Source organism: Pedobacter petrophilus, from assembly GCF_009674725.1.
Taxonomy (GTDB): domain Bacteria; phylum Bacteroidota; class Bacteroidia; order Sphingobacteriales; family Sphingobacteriaceae; genus Pedobacter; species Pedobacter petrophilus.
The window spans coordinates 164,750-188,578 of the sequence record NZ_WKKH01000007.1 but is presented as its reverse complement, the minus strand read 5'-3'; the positions used below and the strand labels follow the sequence as shown (position 1 = coordinate 188,578).

Sequence of the window (23,829 nt, the reverse complement as noted above, 5' to 3'; positions counted from 1 at the left end):
GGACCTTATTAAATTAACTCGGCTAAGGGGGGCTTTTTAAAGTGGTGAAGAGGGGTCAATTTGAAGCGGTTTATCCAGATAAGCATCATATGCTACAATTGCACCTGTTAAATCTCCAATATTTTCACCAAGTGTCTGTTTGCCATCAACGTAAAGTCCATCTAAGGGGGAGAAGGAGTTGTATTGGTCAATTAGCTTGGCAGTACGTACCTGGAAAGATGCCCGTGTATTTGCTGTCCACCAGTCCCGCAATTTTCCATTACCATCAAACCTTGAGCCTTCGTCGTCAAAACAGTGGCCCAGTTCATGTCCTATGATTGCTCCAATAGCCCCAAAGTTGACCGCAACGTCGGCATAAGGGTCAAAAAATGGCGGTTGCAAAATGCCTGCTGGAAACTCGATAGAGTTATATAGCTTGCTACTGGTTGCATCCACTGTCTGCGGAACCTGGTACCATTCCTTACTGGTATAAACTCTTCCAAGTAAAGAGCGTTCGTAATCCCAGTTTACCCGTGCAATAATACGCTCATTGGCAATGGGATCTTCTTCGTTGAAACGAATTGTCGAATAATCGCGCCATGTATCTGGATATCCGATCCTAAAGGTGACAGCATTAAGCTTAGCTATTGCTTCACTTCTACTGCTTTCATCAAGCCAGTCCAGTTTCTCTAGCCTTGATTTAAAGGCTTTGTGAACGTACTCTACCATTTTTTGGGTGCTCTTCTTATATTCATTTGAAAAATACCGTTCCACGTATAATTTTCCTACAAGCTGACCTATACGACTGTTAACATACAGGACTGCTTTTTGTTCCCTAGGAATATCCTTTGAGATCCCGTTTAGTGTCCTCGAATAAAAATCAAATTGACTTTTCCGGAACTTAGATGGCAATACGGTTGAATGGTTGACTATCCAGTGAAATGCGAGATAGGATGCCCAGACTTCTACTGGAGTGACTGCAAAAAGAGCTGCTTTTGCTTTGATGGCAAGGTCCGCCTGTAATACCACTTCTTTCACGTTTGCTACCTGTCTTTCTTCAAGGAATGCTTTCCATGGAAAGCCTGGAGCGTAAGAATCTAGTTCGGTGGTCGCCATCAGATGTGAATTGGTCTTGCTGTCACGCATTTGCGCAGGCGTCCATTGTAGTGAGGCCAACTTTGTTTCTATCTCAATAATATCATTTGCCCGCCTTTCGGCATCTGTAATACCAATAAGCTTCAATACGTGCATGATGTATTCCTTATAAGCTTCACGATAGCCAGGATATGCGCCATCTTTCTTTTGATAAAACAAAGGCGAAGGCAGACCAATGCCGCTTTCGCTTAAAGTCACCAAGAATCTGCTTCTGTTGTTTATGTCAGGTTCAGTGTGAACGGATACAATTGAGAAGGATTTTGGATCTGCCATCCACGCCGCTATATCCTCATAGCTCCTGATTGAAAGTATACGTCTTACTTCCTGCTCAATGCGGCTAACCCCCATAATCTCGATTTTGGATGTATCAACATACCCATGATAAAGGTCTCGCACTTGTTGAAGAGGTCTAGAGGAAATATTTTCATTAGCCTCCTTCGTGATCAAATCCGATATCCTCTCGTTTACAACTTTTTTGGCTTCGCTATAATTGCTCAGTCCTGAAGCTCCTGCTGGGATCGTCTTAGTAGTTAACCATCCTTCATTTACATATCTATAAAAATCGTCTCCAGGAAGTATCTTACTACTTATGAACTGAGTCTCAACTCCCCATTTGCCAAATAAAGGTTTATTATTGGTAGTTCTGCCTGACTGTGCTCCAACATAGCCACAATTAAAGACCAATAAATATGCAATTATGCCTAGAGTAGTTTTACGATAATTATTACTATATTTCATTTTATCTTTATGAGGTAGTAGTAAAACTAGTTATTAATTAAGGGATATCATTGTAAAAATGCGAACTATGGTCAGTCCAGTCTGTTCATTAATAAAGTTAATAATCTATCCATAATCGGATACATAAAAATTGACTTCCAAAAAAGCTATACGTAGTAGCTATATGCCAACAATCGGCCATCCAAATCAAATATTTTTTTTTATTACAGTTTAAGATTAATTGCCGTTTTCCAAGGTGAAGAGTATGATGTCGCTAAAAGGTTATCATATTTTAGCAAAAAACCATAGATACTCGATAATTTAACTAGTGATACTTCTGTAACGGGGAAATCGGTACTACCAAATGGTGTTTCAATATTGCTGTAATTGAAGGCCATGGATTGATTGTTAATTTTCAAGGCCGAGAGTTACCTCTTAAACAGGAGACTTATTTCTGTGGATAGATGACCGAAGCTATTTAATGTTTGCAATTATAAATGTATCTAAGGCGATCATGATCCAGACATAGCTTTGCAACTAAATCTACACTAGATGTTCAGTTTGTAACAACCTTTACATTAAATGATTATGCATCATTCGGTGAGTCAATTTTAACCGTTTTTGCCTTACTCACCGAATCACTCACCAAAGTTTTGTGGATTCATGTGATTTTTGGCAATTCCCTAAAAGCAAAAACCCTGCTAATCGTGCGATTGCAGGGTTTTATACGTTTTGATAGTCTTTGGTGTGATCCCGCTGGGATTCGAACCCAGGACCACTACATTAAAAGTGTAATGCTCTACCAGCTGAGCTACGGAATCATTATTGAGGCTGCAAAGATAGAAATATTTTATAAAAAACAATAAGCATTTAAACAAACCCATGCCCTGCCAACCGAAACCACTGATTCACAGTAAAATATTTTTTCATAGATACGATCTGAAAGCCCTTTTAGCGAAACATCGCCAGCGCAAACATCACCGAAAACTTAAATTAACCGTTGAAAACTTTTGGTGGATAGCTTCATTAAAATTACAGATATTTGCCCAAATGTTGCCTTTATATGATTTAAAACGATGAAGCATGGTTCAGGAAACAGCAGCACATTCGAGATCAATAAATGATCATTAACAGATTAAAGAATTAAAGCGAATTTTCCTGGACTATATCCCAGCGAATTAATGCGTTGATTTTGAGCAGAATGTTATCGGGGATTACCCCTCCTATTTCTCTAAATCTGGTTTGATCATTTTGTTCGAGAGGAATGCTAAGAAAATTTAAATTCAAGTTTACATGGGTAACTTTTTATACGGAATCGATTTTGGAACCACCAACTCTGCACTCTCTATTTATGATGAGCAGAAAAAAGAAATTATTGATACAATCTCCATTCCATCGTTAATTTATTTTACTGAGACAAAAAGTTTTGTAGACGGCGAAAATCATATCGTTGGTGAGAAAGCCATCGATGCTTATTTGAATGATGGCATGAAGGGGCGGTTTATCAAATCCATTAAACAGATCCTTTCCAGAACCACCTTTACCGAAACCAGAATCCACAATAAACGCTATACCGCATCAGATTTAGTAATGCTTATTTTAAAGGATCTGAAAGGCAAAGCAGATGACATTATTGGTGAAGAATGCGAGCGGGCAGTAATTGGTCGTCCGGTTTTCTTTGATGATGACAATACCGCTAAAGATACGCTGGCGCAGACCAGGTTAAAAAAAGCCGCAGAAATGGCCGGCTTTACTGAAGTGCGTTTCCAGTTTGAACCCATTGGCGCAGCATTTGCTTACGAGAAAACCATTAAAAATAAAGAACGGGTATTGGTTGCCGATTTAGGTGGCGGTACCACAGATTTCACTTACCTGATTCTTGATCCGGAAAAGGTAGGCAGTAAAGACCGAAAAAATGATATGATCGCTTCGGGCGGTATTTATATTGGTGGCGACAGTTTGGATTCTGCCATGATGTGGGATCGCGGAACGCCGTACTTTGGCAAGAACACGATGTACGAGGCTACTCCCGGGAAGGTTTTAAATGTTCCGAAATCGCTCTTTGCCAACATTTGTACCTGGGATAAAATGAATTTCTTTAATGGTCTGAAAATCCAGAAGGAGATTGAAGATTATTATTATTACTCGGGGAACGACCCGAAATTTAAAAACCTGATTACATTGGTGGATCACAATTTGGGCTATTCTGTTTTCAGATCCATTGAGAAAACGAAGATCGAACTCTCAGATCAACAGGAATCTGATTTTCAATATCATAATATGGGCATCGAAATTGATGAAAAAATCACCCTTAATCAATACAATGGCATCATCGAAAAAGATGTAAACAAAATCGAAGCTTACCTCACAAGTTTCATGGAAACCCATCAAATTAAACCAGAAGATATCGACTGCCTGTTTTTAACCGGCGGAACATCGATGGTTGCGGCCATTCAAAATCTGTTTAAAAGCAAATTCCCGCACATCCCGCTAAATTCTGGCGATAATTTTAAAAGTGTAGCGAAGGGTCTGGCGTATAGTGGATATCTTTTTGAGAATTAATTTATGATCGTTTTTTGTTAGGCGTTTCCTGCTTTGGTCTTTCAGCTTTTAAATTTCCGGAATGCCATAACCATCTAGTTTAGTAAATGGCAAAATATCTTTATTCTCGGCGGTAATGGAGCTAAACACAGCAGATCTCTTCAACTGATAAAAAATTTAGATAAATCCGGCACCACAATAGCAAACTCCTTTGTTGTTATGTGTCCGCATAAAGATTTGGATCATACGCTATCAACGCAGCCAGTTCATTTACCTTCAGCTTCCGTTCTGCAGAAATATCCGGATGATCTTTTAATGCTCTCGAAACGGTTGAGATACTTACATTCACTGTTCTGCATTTTTTTTAGGGTTGGACTTAATCTCATTTTTATACATGGTTACTCAAATATAAGTTTTCCATAACAAACATTTGTGGTCATAAATACTGCATTTTCTTAGTTTTAATTGGAATAAAACCTATCTTCGTATCAACAAAAAAACATAAGCAACTCCAGTTATGGCTTTCAGCCTTACGCTGTTGCTTAATACTAACCAAATTATAATTTACTGATGGTGTAGCAATACAGCCGCAGGATAAAAATGTATCTATGAGATTTCTACATCTTCTAACTGTTTTTTGCGTGCTTAATTTTGGGATTGAAAAAGCCTCCGCCAGGAAAAAAGCTACCCCGCAGCCAACATGTTGGAAAGAGGCTATTGCTTCTCAGATTTACCCGGGAAGTGTCAAATATATTGATGGTGATCGCATTCGCGATTTGAAAGAAATCATTTCTAAACTAGATTATCTAAAAAGCCACGGAATTGATGCTACTTGGCTTAACCAAATTTTCTCTTCACTCAATAACGGTTACGACATAAACGCCCCGATGAATGATTTTGAATATTTCCTGAATAACGACCATCAACTCGCGATTAACTCTCAACCGGATATCGTGTTGAACCCGGTTGCCAGGCATGTAAAAGGTACTTTAGAAGATGCACACACGCTGCTTAATGAGGATAGACAACAGTTAAATATACGCTACAACTTTGAAATGATGAACATCGGGAACGATCCCAGAGATTACCTGTTTACCAATTGCCAGGAGAAAAATTGAAAACCCACAGCCATTATACAAATAACTACAACTAACTTAAATCCAATATGAATCCTATTAAACCTACACCGCCCTAACAGCCAATCGCTCAATTTTAAATTAAATTTTCTAACCAATTAATTAAAAACAACTATGAACCTTACTTTACTTAGCAATTGGTCTGTTTTCCACAACAAACAGAAATTGCATTTTTTTGGGAAACTGACGACCATTATTTTTGTGATAATCTCGCTCAGCACTACCGCCTTTGCCCAGACTGTGGTAAAAGGAATTATTTATGATAATGATAAACTCCCATTAGCTGGCGCCACCATTCAGGTAGCCGGCACGACTGTAAAAGCCCAAACTGATGCAGAAGGAAAATATCAGATCGCTGTACCTTCCGCAACTTCAAAATTAATCGTGAGTTTCGTTGGCTTTGAATCTCAAACCGTGAGTGTAAATAATCAAACGCTGGTAAACGTTACCCTCGCTTCCCTCAATAACCTGGATGCCGTTGTCGTAGTTGGTTACGCCTCGGTTAAGAAAAGTGATTTGACTGGCGCCGCCACCACCGTTTCGGCTAAAGATTTTAACAAAGGACCGCTAAATGCGCCTGATCAATTGATTCAGGGTAAAGTTGCCGGTGTGCAAATGATCAACAACAGCGGTCAGCCAGGTGGTGCATCTACCGTAAGAATCAGGGGAAATTCGGCCATCACCGGATCTGGACAACCATTATACGTTGTTGATGGTGTGGCATTAGACGGGCGTTCGGCAAGACCATCAACCAGTGCAGGTATTGGGATTGCGCCAGATGGTAACCCCCTCAATTTTATCAACCCGGCAGATATCGAATCGATGGAAATTTTGAAAGATGCATCTGCAACCGCAATTTATGGCTCGAGAGCAGCTTATGGTGTGGTTTTAATTACCACAAAACGTGGAAAATCCGGCGATCCTAAAATTGACATCAGCGCCTCTGCAGGTGTTGGAACCATTTCCAGGAGAGTAGATGTTTTATCGGGCGATGAATATAGGGCAGCACTCAAAAAATACGGCTTAACCGCAGGTGATTTCGGCACCAGCGTTAATGCATTAGATGAAGTATTGCGTACCGCTTACAACCAAAATTATTCTGTAGGCATTAGCGGTGGTACAAATGGTAACACTTTCAGGGCATCGTTAGGCTACCAGAATCAACAAGGGATTATCAAAGGCTCTGATTTCAAGAAGTACAGTACAGGTTTTAACGGAAACTTTAAGTTCTTAGAAAGTAAGAAACTTGGTTTAGATGTGAACATGATCAGCAATCAGTATTTAGAAAATATTGCACCGATTACCACTGATGCTGGTTTCACCGGAAGTTTAATCAGCCAGGCTTTAGCATGGAACCCTACACAGTCTTTCTATAACCCGGACGGAAGCTTATTTATCGATTATGGTTCTACAACCATTAATCCATTAGCGGCATTGGCTGCAAACAGCGATAAAGCAAAAGTATCTACCATTTTAGGAAGTGTTTCCCCTTACTATAAAATTACGCCCTGGTTAGAATACAGGATGTTGGCCAGTGTAAATTACAGCACAGGGATTAGAAGAGCCTCAACCCGAAGCACGTTAAACCTTCAGGGCATTCAGCCTTCAGGAGACTTTTTAGGTGGATATGCCAGTTATTCAAACACAGAATTGGTAACGCAGCAGTTTACCAACACCTTAAACTTTAATAAAGAAATTGTTTCTAAACTGAATTTAAACGCTGTTATCGGTTATGAATATTCAAGTTTTGTAAACAAAGGTGCAGTGAACACAGCCACGGGTTTTGGAAATATTGCAGTAGATTATACGGATGCTTTCGAGGCCACCCTGCCTGCAAACCGTACCCTTGTAACCAATAATGACCCAACTACCGAATTACAATCTTACTTTGGAAGGGCAATTTTTAATTACGACAGTAAATATATCTTAACGGCTACTTTCAGAGCAGATGGTTCTACCAAATTCGGAACGAACAATAAGTATGGCTATTTCCCATCGTTCGCTGCAGCGTGGGACATTAAAAAAGAAAGTTTTTTAAGTGATGTACAGTGGATTAACTTATTAAAAATCAGAGCAGGTTACGGTAAAACAGGTAACCAGGATTTCCCTTCAGGCTCATCTCAACAACGTTTCGTTATCAGAGGTGTAGATGGTTTGGTGGGCATCAACAATGCTAATCCTGATTTGAAATGGCAGGAAGATAAACAAACCAACGTAGGTATCGACTTTGGTTTCTTAGGCAGCAGACTTACAGGATCGATTGATTATTTCAATAAGGTTACTACCGATTTGTTATTCCCTCAGAATGCCTTTTCTCCTGCTGCACCAAACGGTGTGATTACCTGGTATAACTTAGACGGCGAAGTCCAAAACAAAGGTTTAGAACTAAGCTTGAACGGTAGCATCATCGAAAAAGACAACTTATCCTGGTCTTTAGGTGGTAACGTAACCTTCATTAAAAACAACGTAAGTAACCTCACCGGATTAATCAGAACCGGATCTTTAAGTGGCCAGGGATTAAGTGGGGTAAATTTAGAGGTGATCCAGAACGGACTTCCCCTATTTGCTATGGTAACCAGACAGTATAACGGCTTGGATGCTAACGGATTCTCTACTTATACGGATGACGGTTTCACGAGATATTATCTTGGAAACCCCAATCCAAAAGTAATCCTTGGTCTTACTACCAACCTGAGATACAAAAAATTCTCATTCACGGCTAACTTAAACGGTTCTTTTGGCCAGAGTATTTATAACAATACCGCCAATTCAGTGCTTGCGATTTCGAATTTAGGAACCAGAAATATTTCTTCAGCGCTTGTTAATTCGGGCATTCAGGAATCATTGGCTAATCCGATTGCCGCATCATCAAGATATATAGAAAAAGGAAATTACGTAAAATTGGCCAATGCTACCATCAATTATAACCTGGGCAATATTGGCAAGGCTATTAAATCATTAAACATCTTTGTAAATGGTCAAAACCTTTTCGTGATCACAAACTATACCGGTTTCGATCCGGAAGTAAATGTGAACAAAAGCATTAATGGTGTACCATCAGCAGGGATCGATTATACTGCCTATCCAACTGCACGAACTTTCAACTTTGGAGTTAACTTCTCTCTTTAATCTTTCAACGATAATCACATGAAAAATAAATATATTTTCAGCTTCGTAGCCGCCACTTTGGCGCTGTCAGGCTGTACCAAGCTAGATGAAAATTTAAATGGTCAGGTAGGTTCGGGCTCCTTGGGCGCCAATGATGTACCAGGCTTAATTACTGCGAGTTATACGGCCATGAGAGGTCCGTATCAGGCCCCATGGAATTGGTCTGCTTTGCAGGAAGTTACTTCTGATGAGGCCATTGTGCCCACGCGTGCCGGCGACTGGGATGATAACGGGGCCTGGCGTACCCTGCATTTACATAAATGGGCTTCGGATGATGCCAGAATTTCTGATGTTTTCAGGGATTTAAATAGTATCAGTTACGTAAGCACGAATGTGTTGGGTTTCAACCCTACTCCTGTCCAGGCTGCTACCGCTAGATTTATACGTGCATTTTCGCAATTTTCTATTCTGGATGGTTGGGGTCAGGTACCTTATCGGGAGCCGGGAGAAGGCGTTACAAAACCTTCGAAAGTAAGAAACGCAACAGAGCAGATTGCTTATTTAATTGCTGAACTTACGGCTATCATCCCAACTTTGCCTGATGGTCCGGCACACCAGGCCAATAAAAATGCGGCCAGAACTTTATTGATGAAAATTTACCTGAACAAAGGTGCATTTTTAAACCGTACTGCCCCAACATTTGACCCTGCAGATATGGCCAAAGTAATCTCACTGGCTGATGAAATTGCAACTGGCGGATACACCCTAACCACAAATTATTTCGACAATTTTGCACCAACGAATGATGTTTTATCGAAAGAAAACATTTTTACCTCACAAAATCTTGGAGGCGTTGCAGGAAGTGATTTGGACGGACAATGGAAATGTACTTTGCATTATAACCAAAATCCGAATGGTTTTAATGGTTTCTCAACCCTGTCAAATTTCTACAACAAGTTCGAAGCAACCGATCAGCGCAGAGGTGGAGCTTATACGGGTCAAACCAATGTTTCTGGTATCAGAGTTGGCTTTTTAGTAGGCCAGCAACTGGATCAGACCGGGGCAGCTTTGAAAGATAGAAAAGGTAATGCGTTGGCATTTACCCCGGAGGTTAGTATTATCGAAAGGGATCCGAATCACTTGGAAGTAGCCGGAATCAGGGTGATTAAATATCCAATTGACTACCCAAATTCAGGAACCAGAAGACCAGATAATGATTGGGTGTATTACCGTTATTCTGATGTATTATTAATGAAAGCAGAGGCCTTGCTTAGAACTTCACAAGCCGGCGCAGCTTTAACAATAGTTAATTCAATCAGAACGGTAAGGGGTGCGTCAGCTTTTGCAAGTTTAAATTTAGATAATCTTTTAGAAGAGCGCGGACGTGAGTTATACTGGGAAAGTTTTAGAAGACAAGATTTAATCCGCTTCGGTAAATTCCTTGCTGCATGGCAGGAAAAACCGGCAAGCGAAGCTAAATACCTGTTATTCCCGATTCCTGATAATCAGCTTGGAAATCCAAACCTGATCCAGAATCCTGGCTTTTAATAGCATGACCTTATGATTTAAAGGCTGAACATTCAAATTTCTGACCAACAATCAGTGTTTGAAGTTCAGCCTTTGTTATTGAATTAAACAATATAGTTTCTAATTTCATGATCAAAATAACACCCATATTAGCCTTGCTAACGTTAGTACAATTGTACGCTGCAGCACAAGATCCCTGGAAAATTAAGGCTGAAAATATTGACCCTGGAAATTATTATGGCATCACGGTTGCCAATGGCATTATTGGTGTAGTGTCTTCTCCCGAACCTTTCAAAGTTAAAAATGTGATATTGGCTGGTGCTTACGATACTTATGGCCGTGGCCGCGTGAGCAATTTCTTAAATGGCTTTAACCTGCTGAATATGTTTCTTGAAGTTGACGGAAAGCGACTGGATGCAAAGAACACACAAAACATGCAGCAGGAGCTGGATATGCAGCATGCAACCTTTACCACCCAATTACAATATGGAAAGAAAGCAAATATTAAATACACCTATTATGCGCTGAGGCATTTGCCTTTTACGGTTTTAATGGATGTAACCATCACTGCCAATGAGGACTTAAAACTCACAGCGGCCAGCGTAATGGAAACACCTGATGCCCTTCGTGATGTAGAGAATTATTATAATGAAATAGACAGGCCGCATGTAACGCTGAGCTTGCTTACCTCGACAGCGAAAAGCCCTACCGGAAAATTACAGCTTTGCGCATCTAACAGTTTTATGTTTACCGAACAGCATGGCAATGAGCCTAAAATTATCCACGAAATGTGGGATAACAATAGCCACCTCATGAAGTTTAGCAAAACACTAAAGGCGGGCGAAACTTATACCTACTCGGTAGTTGGCAGCACCATCAGTTCTGCGCAACACGCCGATCCTTTAAATGAAGCAGAACGCATGAGTATTTTCGCCAAGCTGGAAGGAAGAGACCGTTTGATCAAATTTCACAATAAAGCATGGGATGACTTATGGAAATCGGACATTGTTATTGATGGAGATGCACAAGCAGAACAAGATATCCACAGCATGCTCTATCACCTCACTTCATTTTCGCGCCCAGGCACCGCTTACTCGCTTTCTCCTATGGGATTATCTGGTTTGGGTTATAATGGTCATGTATTTTGGGATACCGACATCTGGATGTTCCCGGCCTTGCTGGTGCTTCATCCCGACATCGCGAAGTCGTTAATCGACTATCGGTTTGAACGGCTGCAGGCCGCGAAACGAAATGCCTTTTCTCATGGTTATAAAGGTGCCATGTATCCCTGGGAAAGTGCCGATACTGGTGTAGAAGAAACGCCTGTATGGGCCTTGAGCGGACCATTTGAACACCACATTTCTGCTGATGTTGCCCTGGCGGCATGGAATTATTATAGTGTAACTCAGGATAAAACCTGGCTGAAGGAAAAAGGCTGGCCCATACTCTCTGAAACTGCAGATTTTTGGGCAAGCCGTGTGGAGCGTAACGGAACGAACCAGTTCGATATCAAAAATGTAGTCGCGGCAGATGAATGGGCCGAAAACGTAAATAACAATGCATTTACCAATGCGGCAGCGAAACTTAACCTTAAAAATGCCAGTGCAGCAGCAGCTATTTTAGGTTTGCCTCAAAACAAAGACTGGGCGCTCGTGGAGAAAAATATCCCGATTTTGAAATTTCCTGATGGCGTAACCAAAGAACATGAAAGCTATAAAGGTGAAGGTATTAAACAGGCTGATGTGAACTTGCTGGCTTATCCCTTAAAAACCATTACCGATAAAAATCAAATGGAAAAGGATTTAACTTATTACGAAACAAGGATACCAGATGAAGGTACACCAGCCATGACACATGCCATTTTCACCTTACTTTATGCGAGAACAGGACATGCAGATCAGGCTTACAAGTACTTCAAAGAATCTTATCAGCCAAATTTAAACCCGCCATTCAGGGTAATTGCAGAAACAAAAGGTGGTACCAATCCGTACTTTGCCACTGGTGCAGGCGGCGTTTTACAAAGTGTGTTAATGGGCTTCGGCGGACTAGACATCACCGACAAAGGCATCATTCAGGTGCCAGGCGTGTTACCAAAAAACTGGAAATCTATAAAAATTACCGGCGTTGGGCTGGAGGGCAAAACCTTTACCGTATACAATAAGAATTAAAACGATTATCAGCATTATTATTCTTCAACCGGAATGATAATGCTGATTTTAAACGCAAATTATTTTTTTAACAGTTTCAGCAACACACCATTCGTCCAGCCGAAACCATCCTGCAGGGGATACTCTCCCCCACCGCCACCTTTACTATTCGTTTCAACCACATTATATTTCTCCATTAATTTTCCGGTTTCCTTAAAAACAGCAATGTTGAGATTCACCCATCTGTTGGCGATCGTATCTGCCAGTTGATCATAACCGTAATGATGTAATCCTGCAATGCTCACCCATTGTAAAGGCGCCCAGGCATTCGGTGCATCCCACTGCTCTTTAGTCGTTTTTAATGTGGTGATTAATCCGCCAGGTTTTAAAAAGTCTTTTTCCAAACGTTGTGAAACCAATTTAGCCTGATCCGGTGTAGCCAGCTTAAAATAAAGCGGAAATGATGCTGCCAACGTTAATTGATTGGAGAAACTTTTAGTTTTCCAGTTGTAATCGGTAAAAAAACTTTGTTTAGCATTCCAAAAATATTTAAAGATTGCGGTTTTACGTTTACTCGCTTTGGTGGAAAATATAGCCGATTTTTTCGAATCTCCCGCTTCTCTGTTCGCCGCTGCAATGGTTATTTCAAGATTATACATCAACGTATTTAAATCAACGGGTAAAAGATCGGTGGTAATAATCTGACTGAAACTTTTACCATCGGCAAACCACCGGCTACTAAAATCCCAGCCAGACTCTGCCGCAGAACGCACATGCTGAAGAAAGATTGCCGGATTTTGTTTAGTTAATTTCGAAGCTTCATAGTCTTCGCGATATGATTCTTCTCTGGGCTGATTGCCGGCATCATGATATCTGTTCAAAATGGTTCCATCGGTTAATTTGACTACATGATTAATAGCCTTTCCCGGAGCAAGTTGTAATGAACCCTTCATCCAGAAATTATACTCTTTCTCCAACACATCTTTATAGTGGCTTAGCTTTACATCTGGATTATCCTGAGCCAGTAATTGCACCATTGCTGCGAAAAACGGCGGCTGAGAACGGGTTAGGTAATAACTCCGGTTTCCATTCGGAATAAAGCCATAGGTATTAATCAGGTAGGCAAAGTTATCCACCATGTCTTTCATCACCTTTGTTTTTCCGGCTTCTTTTAAACCAAGCATTGTGAAATAAGAATCCCAATAGTATACTTCCCTGAAACGGCCTCCGGGAACAATATAAGGGTTCGGTAAAGGAAGTAAGGAGGTTTGCATAACCGATACAGTATCGGGGTTCCGCTGAAGAACAGTCCATAAAGTATCCAGATGCTTTTCTATCCCAGCTTTGATGTCTGATTGATAAAAGGCTGTATGGCTTTCCGGTAAACTGAAATGCGACGCTACAAAAGTCTTTAAGTTAAAGCCATTGTTGTTTTTCTCCGCCAGGTAAGCTTTCATAATATCCGATGGTTTACTTTTAGGAATCGCATCAGCAAAAGATTTTCCGTCTGCATAAACCCTGCCGAGCTGCACTTCTTCAAATAAGCCAGGATAAATTACCCTCGGCGACTTCTGATTTTGAGCAAATAACCCGCCAGAAACAAATAAAAGAAGATATAGAAAAATGTGCTTCATATTTTGATGTTGATTAGAAATTCAGTTTTATAAAAAAGACATTGCAGCATAAGCCATGCTAATTAGGCTAAGTTATATATGTTTATTTTAAACTCAGTAAATTAAATATGAAATAAAGAACACCAGCTCACATGGTTTGTTTTATACGCATAAGCTTACACTTTATCTAGTCGGTTTTTAATTATTAGATCTGCCGTGTTTACAAATTCAGCAACTTATTAGTTAGTGAAATTTATCTGACTAAAACATTCATCAATTGTAAACTTATAATTAGCTGTAAAGCGCTTTAAAAATACAGATTCCTTTTAAAGAAACCGCTAACAAATTAAGAAGGCAATAAACATAGCTGAGTTAACTTTATTTAGATTTCATATAAATTAACAATTATACGTTAGCTATTTCTACCACTTGATGGAATATCAGGCAAAATCTGCGCAAGTTTTTATAATTTAGCGAATGAAAAATTGATGCTGCTGGTAGTAGATAGTAGTAAGCAAAGCCTTACGCGTCAGGCGCACTGCAAATGATGTTGTGAGGTTAGGAAAACCTGCTATCGAGAGGGGGCAGAATCTATGCGATTCGCGTTTCTTTAACAGCAGCATCAACTTTCGTTTTAACCCAGATTGGCAAACTGCGATACTGAAATCCCTTTGTATCGTTTAAATGCATTATTAAAGTTCGAGGTTTGCTGAAAACCCAACATGACTGCAATCTCATCAACAGTATAATCACTGTGCAACAGCAATTCCTCCGCTTCCCTCATTACCCGCCCTTTAATTAATACGAACAGGCTCTTGCCCAACACCCGGTCTAAAAAGGAATTTAATTTTTTAGGGCTCATACCCATGCCTTCAGCATAAAAAACAATGGACTTTTCCCGTTTGTAAAAATTTTCCAGAATCGCCCTGAACCGCAACGTTTGTTGTAATTCATCCAAGGTTAGCGCGGCCAGATACCCGTCAAAACCAGCGGTGAAACCTAAAAATAAGGAAAGATACTGGCCAAGAAACTTCACATCTTTATTGGCTTCGATATCTTTTTTCAATTGCTCCATTAAACTAAAGGCTTTTTTAAGTGCATTGCCTTCCAGATCTCTGAAGGAAAGATTTAAAAAAAGATTTTTAGCCAATGGATCCAGATTTTGGAGCAAAAATTCGGAATAGAGTGCGCTGCTGAAATTTACCCAATAGCCGCTACCAATTTCACCTTCTAACCGCACTAAACCTTCTTCCGGGATAAAAAATATTCTGCCATCTTTTAAATCGTAATCACCTGAGTTCATGCAAAGACAGCCATTGGCATCTTTAATTATCAGGATTCTCATTGGGTATGTTGCAGTTAATGCGCTTTCTCTTTTAAAAGTCCCTTTTATCAGTTCCAGTTTTATCATCTTCGTAAACGGTATATATGTAGTTAGATTATTCATCTACCAATTGGTTACATCATATTAGTTTAGGTAATGATTTAAAAAAATCTTGAACAAATAAGTGCCGCTTTGATTTGATCTCTCCCCTTTACATGATGAGAAATTAGTGCACTGGTTATTATCCGTTCAAATGGTTCAGCAATAAAGGGGTAAACTTACAAAAATCAATCAAAGGTTTGCTTGTAGACCTATTCTAAAAAAAAGTAGATTTACGTAACTCCAAATTGATTTGATTAGTCGCAATAGAATCTCCAACCTAACAATTAGGTTACCATAACAATGCATGGGTGATCGGGATTTGGAAAACCAATTGCAAATATGCGTGTTAATAATAAAAGAATCTAACCAAAAAAGTTCCAGTTATGAAAAAGTTAAACAAAAAAAGCTCCACTCAGCAACTTGATGAAGTTAAACAAGGCGATTTGATTAAAGACGATACAGGAAAAACAGGCGAAGTAGAAAATATTGAAATCTTAACCCGAAAAAAAGAAACACAATATTATTATAAGCTAAAGCACGATGGCACCATTCTGGTGATCAAGTAACAGGCAATTTTAAAGAACTTTTTATTCTAACAGAAAAATTATAGTCGCTGAGATTAAATAATGATATTTGCTGCAAAATATAAAGCATGCAAAATATAAAAAACATCATTTTCGATTATGGAAATGTAATTTTCGACATAGATTTTAAAATCGCACAAGCATCATTTCAAAAGCTTGGCATTACTGATATAGAAAATTTCTTTGCACATAAAGCACATAATCAACTGTTTGATGATTTTGAAACCGGTGCCATTTCGCCGGCAGAATTTCGTGCAGGAATAAGAAAAGCAGCCCATAAACCCGAGCTTACTGATGCAGAGATTGATGCTGCCTGGAACAGTTTATTAATTGGAACCATTCAGGAGAATCATGATATTTTACTAAAGGTGAAAGGGAAATACCGGACATTTTTGTTAAGCAATAATAATGAGATACACTACGATTGGATTATAAACTATCTCAAAACAACTTTCGAATTAAATAATTATGATGATTATTTCGAGAAAGCTTATTTTTCTCAGCACATGAAGTTGCGGAAGCCTAATACTAATATTTTTGAACAGGTTTTAAAAGATAATAACCTCAATCCTGCAGAGACTTTATTTATCGATGATAGTCCGCAGCACATTGAGGGCGCTAAAAAGGTTGGATTAAATACTTTGTTAATGACTGAAAAACCGGCTCAATTGGAATCTTTTTTAAAGGCTAACGGAATTATCTAAATGAGCGAAAAAAAGTTTAAATCACTTAAAGAATTTTATCCGTTCTACTTATCCAAACATACCAACACCACTTCCAGGGTATTGCATTTTATTGGTACGGGCCTGGTTGCATTAACTTTTTTCACAGGATTTTTATTTCACCAATGGCGCTTTTTCCTGGCTTTACCAATATTTGGTTTTGGCTTCGCATGGATTGGTCACTTCTTTTTTGAAAAGAATAAACCTACTACATTTCAATATCCGATTTACAGTTTGGCGAGTGATTTCCTTATGTTCTATGATCTGCTTAATGGAAAGCAATCCTTTGTAGTGAAGAAAGATTAACTCTCTAAAAGTTATATAACCTGGCTCACCCTGGCCCACACTCGTTTACAAAGCTCACGCTCCTTTGAAACGAGCGTGAAATATCCTATCGTCTGTGACGATGTTAAAATAATGATCAAATAATCCAAACGCTCATGCGCGTTTGGATTATTTGATCATTAGCCGGATTTAAATAAACTACAGCTTTCTTCTTTTCAATTCTCTTTCAATCAAGCCTAATTCACGTCCCGTTTGTCCGGCAACCGACGTATTTTCCTGTGCTCTTCTAAACAAGTATGGCATTACTGCTTTTATTGGCCCGTAAGGAACATATTTTGCTACATTGTAATTGGCATCTGCCAAATTGAAGCTCAGGTTATCGCTCATGCCAAGCAATTGTGCAAAGTAAACATGAGGATGATTATGCGCTACGTTTTTCTCATCTAAAAGATAAGTTAACAGGCGACTACTATCTTCATTATGTGTACCACAAACAATCGCAATTTCTTCAATATGATCTACACAATAGCGAAGAGATTCATTGTAATCGTGATCAGATGATTCTTTATCTGGCTGGATTGGAGATGGATAGCCCATTTCTGCGGCACGCCTACGCTCTTTTTCCATATATGCTCCACGTACCATTTTAACCCCTAAAATAAAGCCGGCCGCTTTGGCAATAAGGTGATCAGCCTTCATATCGGCCAGTTTATCATGGCGATACATCTGGTAAGTGTTATAAACAATGATACGTTCCTGATTAAATTTCCGCATCATATCTAAAGCCAGTTCATCAATAGTATTTTGAATCCAGGTTTCTTCGGCATCGATCATTATTGGAACACCCTTTTCAAACGCAGTTCTGCAAATCATTTCGCAACGCAATTTCACCTTATCAAATTCGGCCTGTTCAGCTGAAGATAACGTTTTCCTCGCATCCAGCTTTTCCAATAAGGCAAAACGTCCTATTCCCGTAATTTTGAAAACAGTAATGGGAATATTTTTATCACCATCAGCACGAAGGATAGTCAAAATAATCTCCTGACAAGTTGCATCAAAAACAGCTTCCTCCTCTTCACCCTCAACAGAGTAGTCTAATATTGTACCCACGCCGCCTTTTGCCAACTGGGCAATTGCATGATCACATTCCGCGATGGTTTCACCACCACAAAATTGCTGAAAAATAGTCGTTTTAATGGCGCCTTGGATAGGTAGGCCGATGTTTAAAAAGAAATTGGTAATCGGAGGGCCAACTTTCGTCAGAAAGTTACTGCCTATCATTTTAAAAAGCCAGAACGCTTTCTTTAATTCACCGTTAGTTTTCTGACGGAAAGCTACTTCCGTATTGTCGAAATTCGGCTGTTTACTCGGGGATAAATCCATTTTAAGCTATGTAATAAGTCAGTTGGATGCAAAATTATAAAAAGCATCGATTGTTAAAACTAAAAACATGTAAATAATCGTATTTTTGTACCAAAATGATACAATTCAAATTAGAGGGCGAGTTTATTCCATTAATCCAGTTGTTAAAAGCAACGGGATTAGTTGGTACCGGCGGAGATGCTCAGGCAGCCGTAATGGACGGATTAGTAAAATGCAATGGCGAAGTCGAATTTCGCAAGCGCTATAAAGTTAGGGTTGGAGATATCATCACATTTGGACAGGATAAAATCGAGATCATTTAATGGAAACTTTAACAAGCGCAGGCCATTCGGTTTATTTCGAAAGTAATTTTGAAGCCTTAAAAACACTAGTAGAAAGTGGTACATATAGTAAGGTTTTTATCCTTGCAGATGAAAATACCAGTGAAATCTGTTTACCTGTATTTCAATCTTTGATGGATGACTTTGGTGATTTTGATCTGATCGAGACATCTGCAGGGGAGGAAAATAAGAACATTGATTTTTGTATTGGCATTTGGAAAACCCTTTTGGATTTTGAAGCCGATCGTAAAAGTCTGATGATTAATCTTGGAGGCGGAGTCATCACCGATATGGGTGGTTTTATTGCTTCCACCTACAAACGCGGAATTGATTTTATCAACGTTCCTACTACCCTGCTCTCACAGGTTGATGCTTCAATTGGCGGAAAAACCGGAATCGATATCGACAATGTAAAGAATATGGTGGGCACCTTTACGCTCCCACAAATGGTTTTTATTGAAACTGAGTTTTTAAAAACTTTGCCTCAACGTGAGCTTTTATCCGGCTTTGCCGAAATGATTAAACATGGTTTAATTTACGATAAGGCCTACTATGAAAAGTTAAAAACCACCAGTTACTTAATGCCTGCGGCGGAGGATATTTACCGTTCTGTAGAAATTAAAAATGAAGTGGTTACAATTGATCCTCATGAAAAAAACCTTCGGAAGATTTTAAATTTTGGTCATACCATTGGTCATGCAATTGAAGGATATTCACTGGCAAATGACGAAAATCCACTTACCCACGGTGAAGCAATAGCTATTGGTTTTATTTGCGAGGCGGCCTTATCTATTAAAAACAGCGGGCTTGCTAAAGAGGAACTTAAAGATATCAGCAGCTATATCTTATCATTATACCCAAAATACGACATTAAACAAGAAAGTTTTGATGCGCTTTTGGAATTGATGAAAAGCGATAAAAAGAATGAAGATGGCAACATTTTATTTTCTTTACTGGAAACTACAGGTAAATGCACCTTTAACTGCCGTGTAAGTACCACAGATATTTTGAGCAGTTTAGATTATTATAACAGTTTATAAAATGACTTTTACCGGAAGTGATATTTCTGTAGGCGGATTGTTTGGTTTTGTAATCGTTTTAACCTTGGTTGAAATGTATTTTAGCTATGCACACGATAGAAAACTCTATACCAAACGCGATACGTGGACCAATATTTATCTGATGGTTACCGCGATCATAATTAACCTCGGCATGAAAACGGCAACTTTCTTCTTGCTTGAATATTGCTACCAATTCAGATTATTTCAAATTCCTAATATCTGGGTTTATTGGTTAGTTCTAATCCTTGCACAAGATTTTCTTTACTGGTTTTTACACACGGTGGGTCATTATGTGCGCTTCTTTTGGGCAATGCATGTTACGCATCACTCATCTGAACATTTCAATCTGACCACCGGTTTCCGTTCAACCGTTTTCGAACCTTTATATCGTGTTTTCTTTTACTTACCATTGGCATTTATGGGTTTCACAGCAATGGATATTCTTTTTGCGTATCTGGTTACACAGATTTATGGCAATCTGGTTCATACCCAATACAAAATTAATTTCCCAAAATGGTATGAATACGTTTTTGTTACACCTTCACACCACCGTGTGCATCACGCGAGTAACGTTCGCTACTTAGATAAAAATATGGGTATGGTTTTGATTCTTTGGGATAGGTGGTTTGGCACCTTTCAGGAAGAACTTCCTGAAGACCAAATTAAATATGGCTTAACTACGCAACCGACAGATAACGGGCCAGTTAATATTATCTTCCATGAATTTATTGCGCTTAAAGCTGATGTAAAAAAAGCACCAACTTTTATGGATAAGGTGAAATATATTATCAATCCTCCGGGATGGAGCCATGATGGAAGCACCAAAATTGCAAAAATTATGCAGCAGGAATTACACGAGGCTGAAAAGACGGCAAAACAGAGTAACTTGTAAGAGTAATTTATGAAAGCATTTTTATTGTTAATCAGTCGGTGTTTGATAATTCCCACTAATTATAGCTGAAACCAATCTTTTTCACCAGGCAGCTGAAGCAACTGCGATGAATCGAAAGACTAACCCACCTGCATTTTATACTCCCTGCATTTCATAACCATCGCTTTCAAGCGAGGGGAACCAATCTTAGATGCTAAGCAAGGCTGAAGCAACCTGCGATGATCGAAAAACTAACCCACCTGCTTTTTATACTCCACGCATTTCATAACCGTCGCTTTCAAGCGAGGGCTACCAACCTTTCCCACTAATCAAGGCTAAAACCAATCTTTCCACCAGGCAGCTGAAGCAACCTGCGATGATCGAAAAAACTAACCCACCTGCTTTTTATACTCCACGCATTTCATAACCGTCGCTTTCAAGCGAAGGGAACCAAACATTCATGCTAATCAACACTAAAACCAATCTTTCCACCAGGCAGCTGAAGCAACCTGCGATGATCGAAAAAACTAACCCACCTGCATTTTAAACTCCACGCATTTCATAACCCTCGCTTTCAAGCGAGGGGACCAATCTAGATGCTAATCAAGGCTAAAGCCAATCTTTTCACCAGGCAGCTGAAGCAACCTGCGATGAATCGAAAAACCTAACCCACCTGCATTTTATACTCCACGCATTTCATAACCGTCGCTTTCAAGCGAGGGCCGCCAACCTTTCCCACTAATTAAAGCTAAAGCCAATCTTTTCACCAGGCAGCTGAAGCAACCTGCGATGAATCGAAAAACTAACCCACCTGCATTTTATACTCCACGCATTTCATAACCGTCGCTTTCAAGCGACGGTCACCAACTCCAAAACAATCCATTTAGACCTTTCATACCAATTGTCAGAACGGTCTAAATCAAAGAAAATTAAATTTTATTAAAAATAATTTCACTTTCCTATTGACAAATTAAATTTTGTTATTACATTTGGCTCATTCAAAAGGAAAAATGAAATTATTCAACACATATTACTTTGGTTACTTTTACTATTTTAGTAAGAGCCGGGGCTAATATGCAAAAAGATATATAACAATATTAAATGTATAAGAAAGTCCCGGCAAACAGCCGGGACTTTTTTGTTTTACGCAAAAATGGAAACGACAAAACGAGTAGCAATTCAGGGTATTAAAGCATCTTTTCATGAAGAGGCAGCTTACAAGTTCTTTGGTAAAGACATCGAAACGGTAGAATGCAATTCATTTAAAGAAACTTGCGACAAGCTAGAGAAAAATGATGCCGACTTCGTGGTGATGGCTATTGAAAATTCTATCGCAGGAAGTTTGCTTCCCAATTACACGCTGATTCGCGATTATGGTTTTTCAGTAGTTGGAGAGGTTTACCTCGCTATTCAGCTGCACTTAATGGCCTTACCAGGTGTGAAATTTGACGACATTAAAATCGTCACTTCCCACCCTATTGCGATCCGCCAGTGTATCGATTTCTTTTACGATTATCCGAACATAAAAATTGTAGAAAGCAATGATACAGCAGCATGTGCCAAACGGATTCAGGAAGAAAAACTGACTGATACAATGGCTATCGCAAACGCTTTAGCTGCAGAACTTTACGGTTTAAACATTCTAGAACGCCGGGTAGAGTCAAACAAAAAAAACTACACCCGTTTTCTCATCCTTAAAAAAGACAAAACGGATGAGGGAAAGAAAATAAACAAAGCTTCGATCTGTTTCCAGGTTGGCCACAAAGCCGGTTCATTGGCAACAGTGTTAAACATCTTCGCAGAACAAGAGGTAAGCTTAACAAAAATACAATCTATGCCGGTGTTAGGAAAACGAAACGAATATTACTTTTATGTCGATTTAGAATGGCCAAGCACAGAAAAGTATGATAAAGCAATCAGAAAGGCTTTAAAATACACATCGAACTTTAACATCCTCGGCGAATATCAAAAGAACGATAAAGTGTAAATAAACCAGGAGTCCTAAGTCAGGAGTCCGGTGAAATATTAAAACTTAAATAACTTATAATTAAAATATAAATCGGACATAAGACTTCCGGACTAAAACAGCCCCATATCATGAAACTTAATTTAAACATCCAACCCTTAAACACCTGGTTAAACGTTAACAACGAACCACTTATCATCTCCGGACCATGCAGTGCAGAAACTGAAGAGCAATTATTAACCACAGCACATTTATTAGCTGCAACTGGTAAAGTATCGGTTTTAAGAGCCGGCATCTGGAAACCTCGTACCCGTCCGGGAGAGTTTGAAGGCATTGGAAGTATTGGTTTAGAATGGCTAAAACGCGCAAAGGCAGAAACAGGATTACCTACCGCTGTTGAAGTTGCCAATGCAAAACACGTTGAAGAGGCTTTAGCTGCAGGTGTTGATATCCTTTGGATTGGTGCACGTTCTACAGTAAACCCTTTCACAGTACAAGAAATTGCTGATGCTTTAAAAGGTCATGATATCCCAGTATTAATCAAAAACCCGGTTAACCCAGATTTACAATTATGGATTGGTGCCATCGAAAGGATCAACGGCGCTGGTATTACTAAAATTGGTGCAATTCACCGTGGCTTCTCCTCATTTGAGAAAAGCTCTTTCCGTAACGAACCTATGTGGGAATTAGCGATTCAATTGAAAACATTATGCCCTGATTTGCCAATCATTAACGATCCAAGTCACATTTGTGGTAATCGTGAATTAATCCCATACATCTCACAAAAAGCATTAGATTTAGACATGCAAGGGTTAATGATCGAATCTCATGTAGATCCATCAGTTGCCTGGACAGATGCAAAACAACAAGTTACTCCGGCAGCCTTATCAGAATTGGTTGACCGTTTAACTGTTCGTGAGCCGGAAGCACCAAACGAAGCTTTCGCCGATAAATTAGCTGATTTGCGTAAATCCATAGATAAAATTGATGATATCTTATTGCAAAAATTAGGCGAACGTATGGCTATCGTGGAGAAAATCGGAGAGTTTAAACGCGACAATCAGGTTACCATTCTACAAGTTAACCGTTGGGATTCGATTATCAAAAAAGGTCATGCCTTTGCAAAAGCATTAAAGTTAGATTTAAATTTTACAGAGAAATTTTTAGAATTGGTTCATGGTGAATCTATCCGCAAACAAACGGAGATTATGAATGCTGGTAAAGCTGAAAAAGGAATTGCAGCGGAGCAACATACCGAGATAAAAGCTTAAAGACTAAAGCTAAAAGC

The 23,829-nt window shown here is 39.3% G+C and carries 18 protein-coding genes and 1 tRNA gene; 13 read left to right on the top strand and 6 right to left on the bottom strand.

What is annotated here, in order from left to right:
- Positions 1-36 precede the first annotated feature (36 nt).
- Both GJU39_RS06935 and GJU39_RS06930 read right to left on the bottom strand, forming a co-directional pair.
- Positions 37-1,872 (bottom strand): M13-type metalloendopeptidase, encoded by a 1,836-nt coding sequence (locus GJU39_RS06935; protein WP_154279989.1) that lies wholly within the window; start codon positions 1,870-1,872, stop codon positions 37-39.
- 727 nt (positions 1,873-2,599) lie between these two features.
- Positions 2,600-2,672 (bottom strand) — tRNA-Lys (locus GJU39_RS06930).
- A gap of 472 nt (positions 2,673-3,144) precedes the next feature.
- On the opposite strand from GJU39_RS06930, the gene GJU39_RS06925 reads away from it, so the two are divergent.
- A complete protein-coding gene (locus GJU39_RS06925; protein WP_154279987.1) occupies positions 3,145-4,413 on the top strand; it encodes an Hsp70 family protein in 1,269 nt (422 codons plus the stop codon).
- Between the two features lie 196 nt (positions 4,414-4,609).
- Here the strand turns inward: GJU39_RS06925 and GJU39_RS24080 are convergent, their stop codons facing one another.
- Entirely contained in the window at positions 4,610-4,741 is a 132-nt protein-coding gene (locus tag GJU39_RS24080; RefSeq protein ID WP_342448183.1) for a helix-turn-helix domain-containing protein, read from the bottom strand.
- A gap of 259 nt (positions 4,742-5,000) precedes the next feature.
- Here GJU39_RS24080 and GJU39_RS06915 point away from each other — a divergent pair, with 259 nt between their 5' ends.
- The 4 genes from GJU39_RS06915 to GJU39_RS06900 all read left to right on the top strand — a co-directional run bounded on the left by GJU39_RS06915 (position 5,001) and on the right by GJU39_RS06900 (position 12,331).
- Positions 5,001-5,510, top strand: coding sequence for an alpha-amylase family glycosyl hydrolase (locus GJU39_RS06915; protein WP_154279985.1), 510 nt, complete (start codon positions 5,001-5,003; stop codon positions 5,508-5,510).
- Positions 5,511-5,642: 132 nt separating this feature from the next.
- Complete coding sequence (locus GJU39_RS06910; RefSeq protein ID WP_154279983.1) at positions 5,643-8,657, top strand: SusC/RagA family TonB-linked outer membrane protein; 3,015 nt, start codon at positions 5,643-5,645, stop codon at positions 8,655-8,657.
- 18 nt (positions 8,658-8,675) lie between these two features.
- On the top strand, positions 8,676-10,184 hold the full coding sequence (locus tag GJU39_RS06905; RefSeq protein ID WP_154279981.1) for a RagB/SusD family nutrient uptake outer membrane protein: 1,509 nt from the start codon (positions 8,676-8,678) through the stop codon (positions 10,182-10,184).
- A gap of 107 nt (positions 10,185-10,291) precedes the next feature.
- Positions 10,292-12,331: a glycoside hydrolase family 65 protein gene (locus tag GJU39_RS06900; RefSeq protein ID WP_154279980.1), complete on the top strand. Its 2,040-nt coding sequence runs from the start codon at positions 10,292-10,294 to the stop codon at positions 12,329-12,331.
- A 59-nt stretch (positions 12,332-12,390) separates the two neighbouring features.
- On the opposite strand, the gene treF is transcribed toward GJU39_RS06900, so the two are convergent.
- On the bottom strand, positions 12,391-13,944 hold the full coding sequence (gene treF / locus GJU39_RS06895; RefSeq protein WP_154279979.1) for an alpha,alpha-trehalase TreF: 1,554 nt from the start codon (positions 13,942-13,944) through the stop codon (positions 12,391-12,393).
- 613 nt (positions 13,945-14,557) lie between these two features.
- Positions 14,558-15,268, bottom strand: a complete 711-nt coding sequence (locus GJU39_RS06890; protein ID WP_167515660.1) for a helix-turn-helix domain-containing protein — start codon at positions 15,266-15,268, stop codon at positions 14,558-14,560.
- Positions 15,269-15,732: 464 nt separating this feature from the next.
- Here GJU39_RS06890 and GJU39_RS06885 point away from each other — a divergent pair, with 464 nt between their 5' ends.
- From GJU39_RS06885 to GJU39_RS06875, 3 genes are all read left to right on the top strand, one after another.
- Positions 15,733-15,915 (top strand): hypothetical protein, encoded by a 183-nt coding sequence (locus GJU39_RS06885; protein ID WP_154279976.1) that lies wholly within the window; start codon positions 15,733-15,735, stop codon positions 15,913-15,915.
- Positions 15,916-16,001: 86 nt separating this feature from the next.
- Positions 16,002-16,637 (top strand): HAD family hydrolase, encoded by a 636-nt coding sequence (locus tag GJU39_RS06880; RefSeq protein WP_154279975.1) that lies wholly within the window; start codon positions 16,002-16,004, stop codon positions 16,635-16,637.
- Positions 16,638-16,961 carry a DUF962 domain-containing protein gene (locus GJU39_RS06875; RefSeq protein WP_154279973.1) on the top strand — a complete coding sequence of 108 codons (324 nt, stop codon included), beginning with the start codon at positions 16,638-16,640 and terminating at the stop codon, positions 16,959-16,961.
- 177 nt (positions 16,962-17,138) lie between these two features.
- On the opposite strand, the gene GJU39_RS06870 is transcribed toward GJU39_RS06875, so the two are convergent.
- Entirely contained in the window at positions 17,139-18,323 is a 1,185-nt protein-coding gene (locus GJU39_RS06870) for a proline dehydrogenase family protein (RefSeq protein WP_154279972.1), read from the bottom strand.
- Positions 18,324-18,418: 95 nt separating this feature from the next.
- On the opposite strand from GJU39_RS06870, the gene GJU39_RS06865 reads away from it, so the two are divergent.
- The 5 genes from GJU39_RS06865 (at position 18,419) to GJU39_RS06845 (ending at position 23,812) form a co-directional block, all read left to right on the top strand.
- Positions 18,419-18,625: an RNA-binding S4 domain-containing protein gene (locus tag GJU39_RS06865; RefSeq protein WP_154279971.1), complete on the top strand. Its 207-nt coding sequence runs from the start codon at positions 18,419-18,421 to the stop codon at positions 18,623-18,625.
- Complete coding sequence (gene aroB / locus GJU39_RS06860; RefSeq protein ID WP_154279970.1) at positions 18,625-19,683, top strand: 3-dehydroquinate synthase; 1,059 nt, start codon at positions 18,625-18,627, stop codon at positions 19,681-19,683. Before GJU39_RS06865 ends, aroB begins: the two co-directional genes overlap by 1 nt.
- A 1-nt stretch (position 19,684) precedes the next feature.
- Positions 19,685-20,596, top strand: coding sequence for a sterol desaturase family protein (locus tag GJU39_RS06855; protein ID WP_154279969.1), 912 nt, complete (start codon positions 19,685-19,687; stop codon positions 20,594-20,596).
- Positions 20,597-21,728: 1,132 nt separating this feature from the next.
- Positions 21,729-22,562 carry a prephenate dehydratase gene (locus GJU39_RS06850; protein WP_154279967.1) on the top strand — a complete coding sequence of 278 codons (834 nt, stop codon included), beginning with the start codon at positions 21,729-21,731 and terminating at the stop codon, positions 22,560-22,562.
- A gap of 110 nt (positions 22,563-22,672) precedes the next feature.
- Positions 22,673-23,812, top strand: a complete 1,140-nt coding sequence (locus GJU39_RS06845) for a chorismate mutase (RefSeq protein WP_154279965.1) — start codon at positions 22,673-22,675, stop codon at positions 23,810-23,812.
- Positions 23,813-23,829 lie beyond the last annotated feature (17 nt).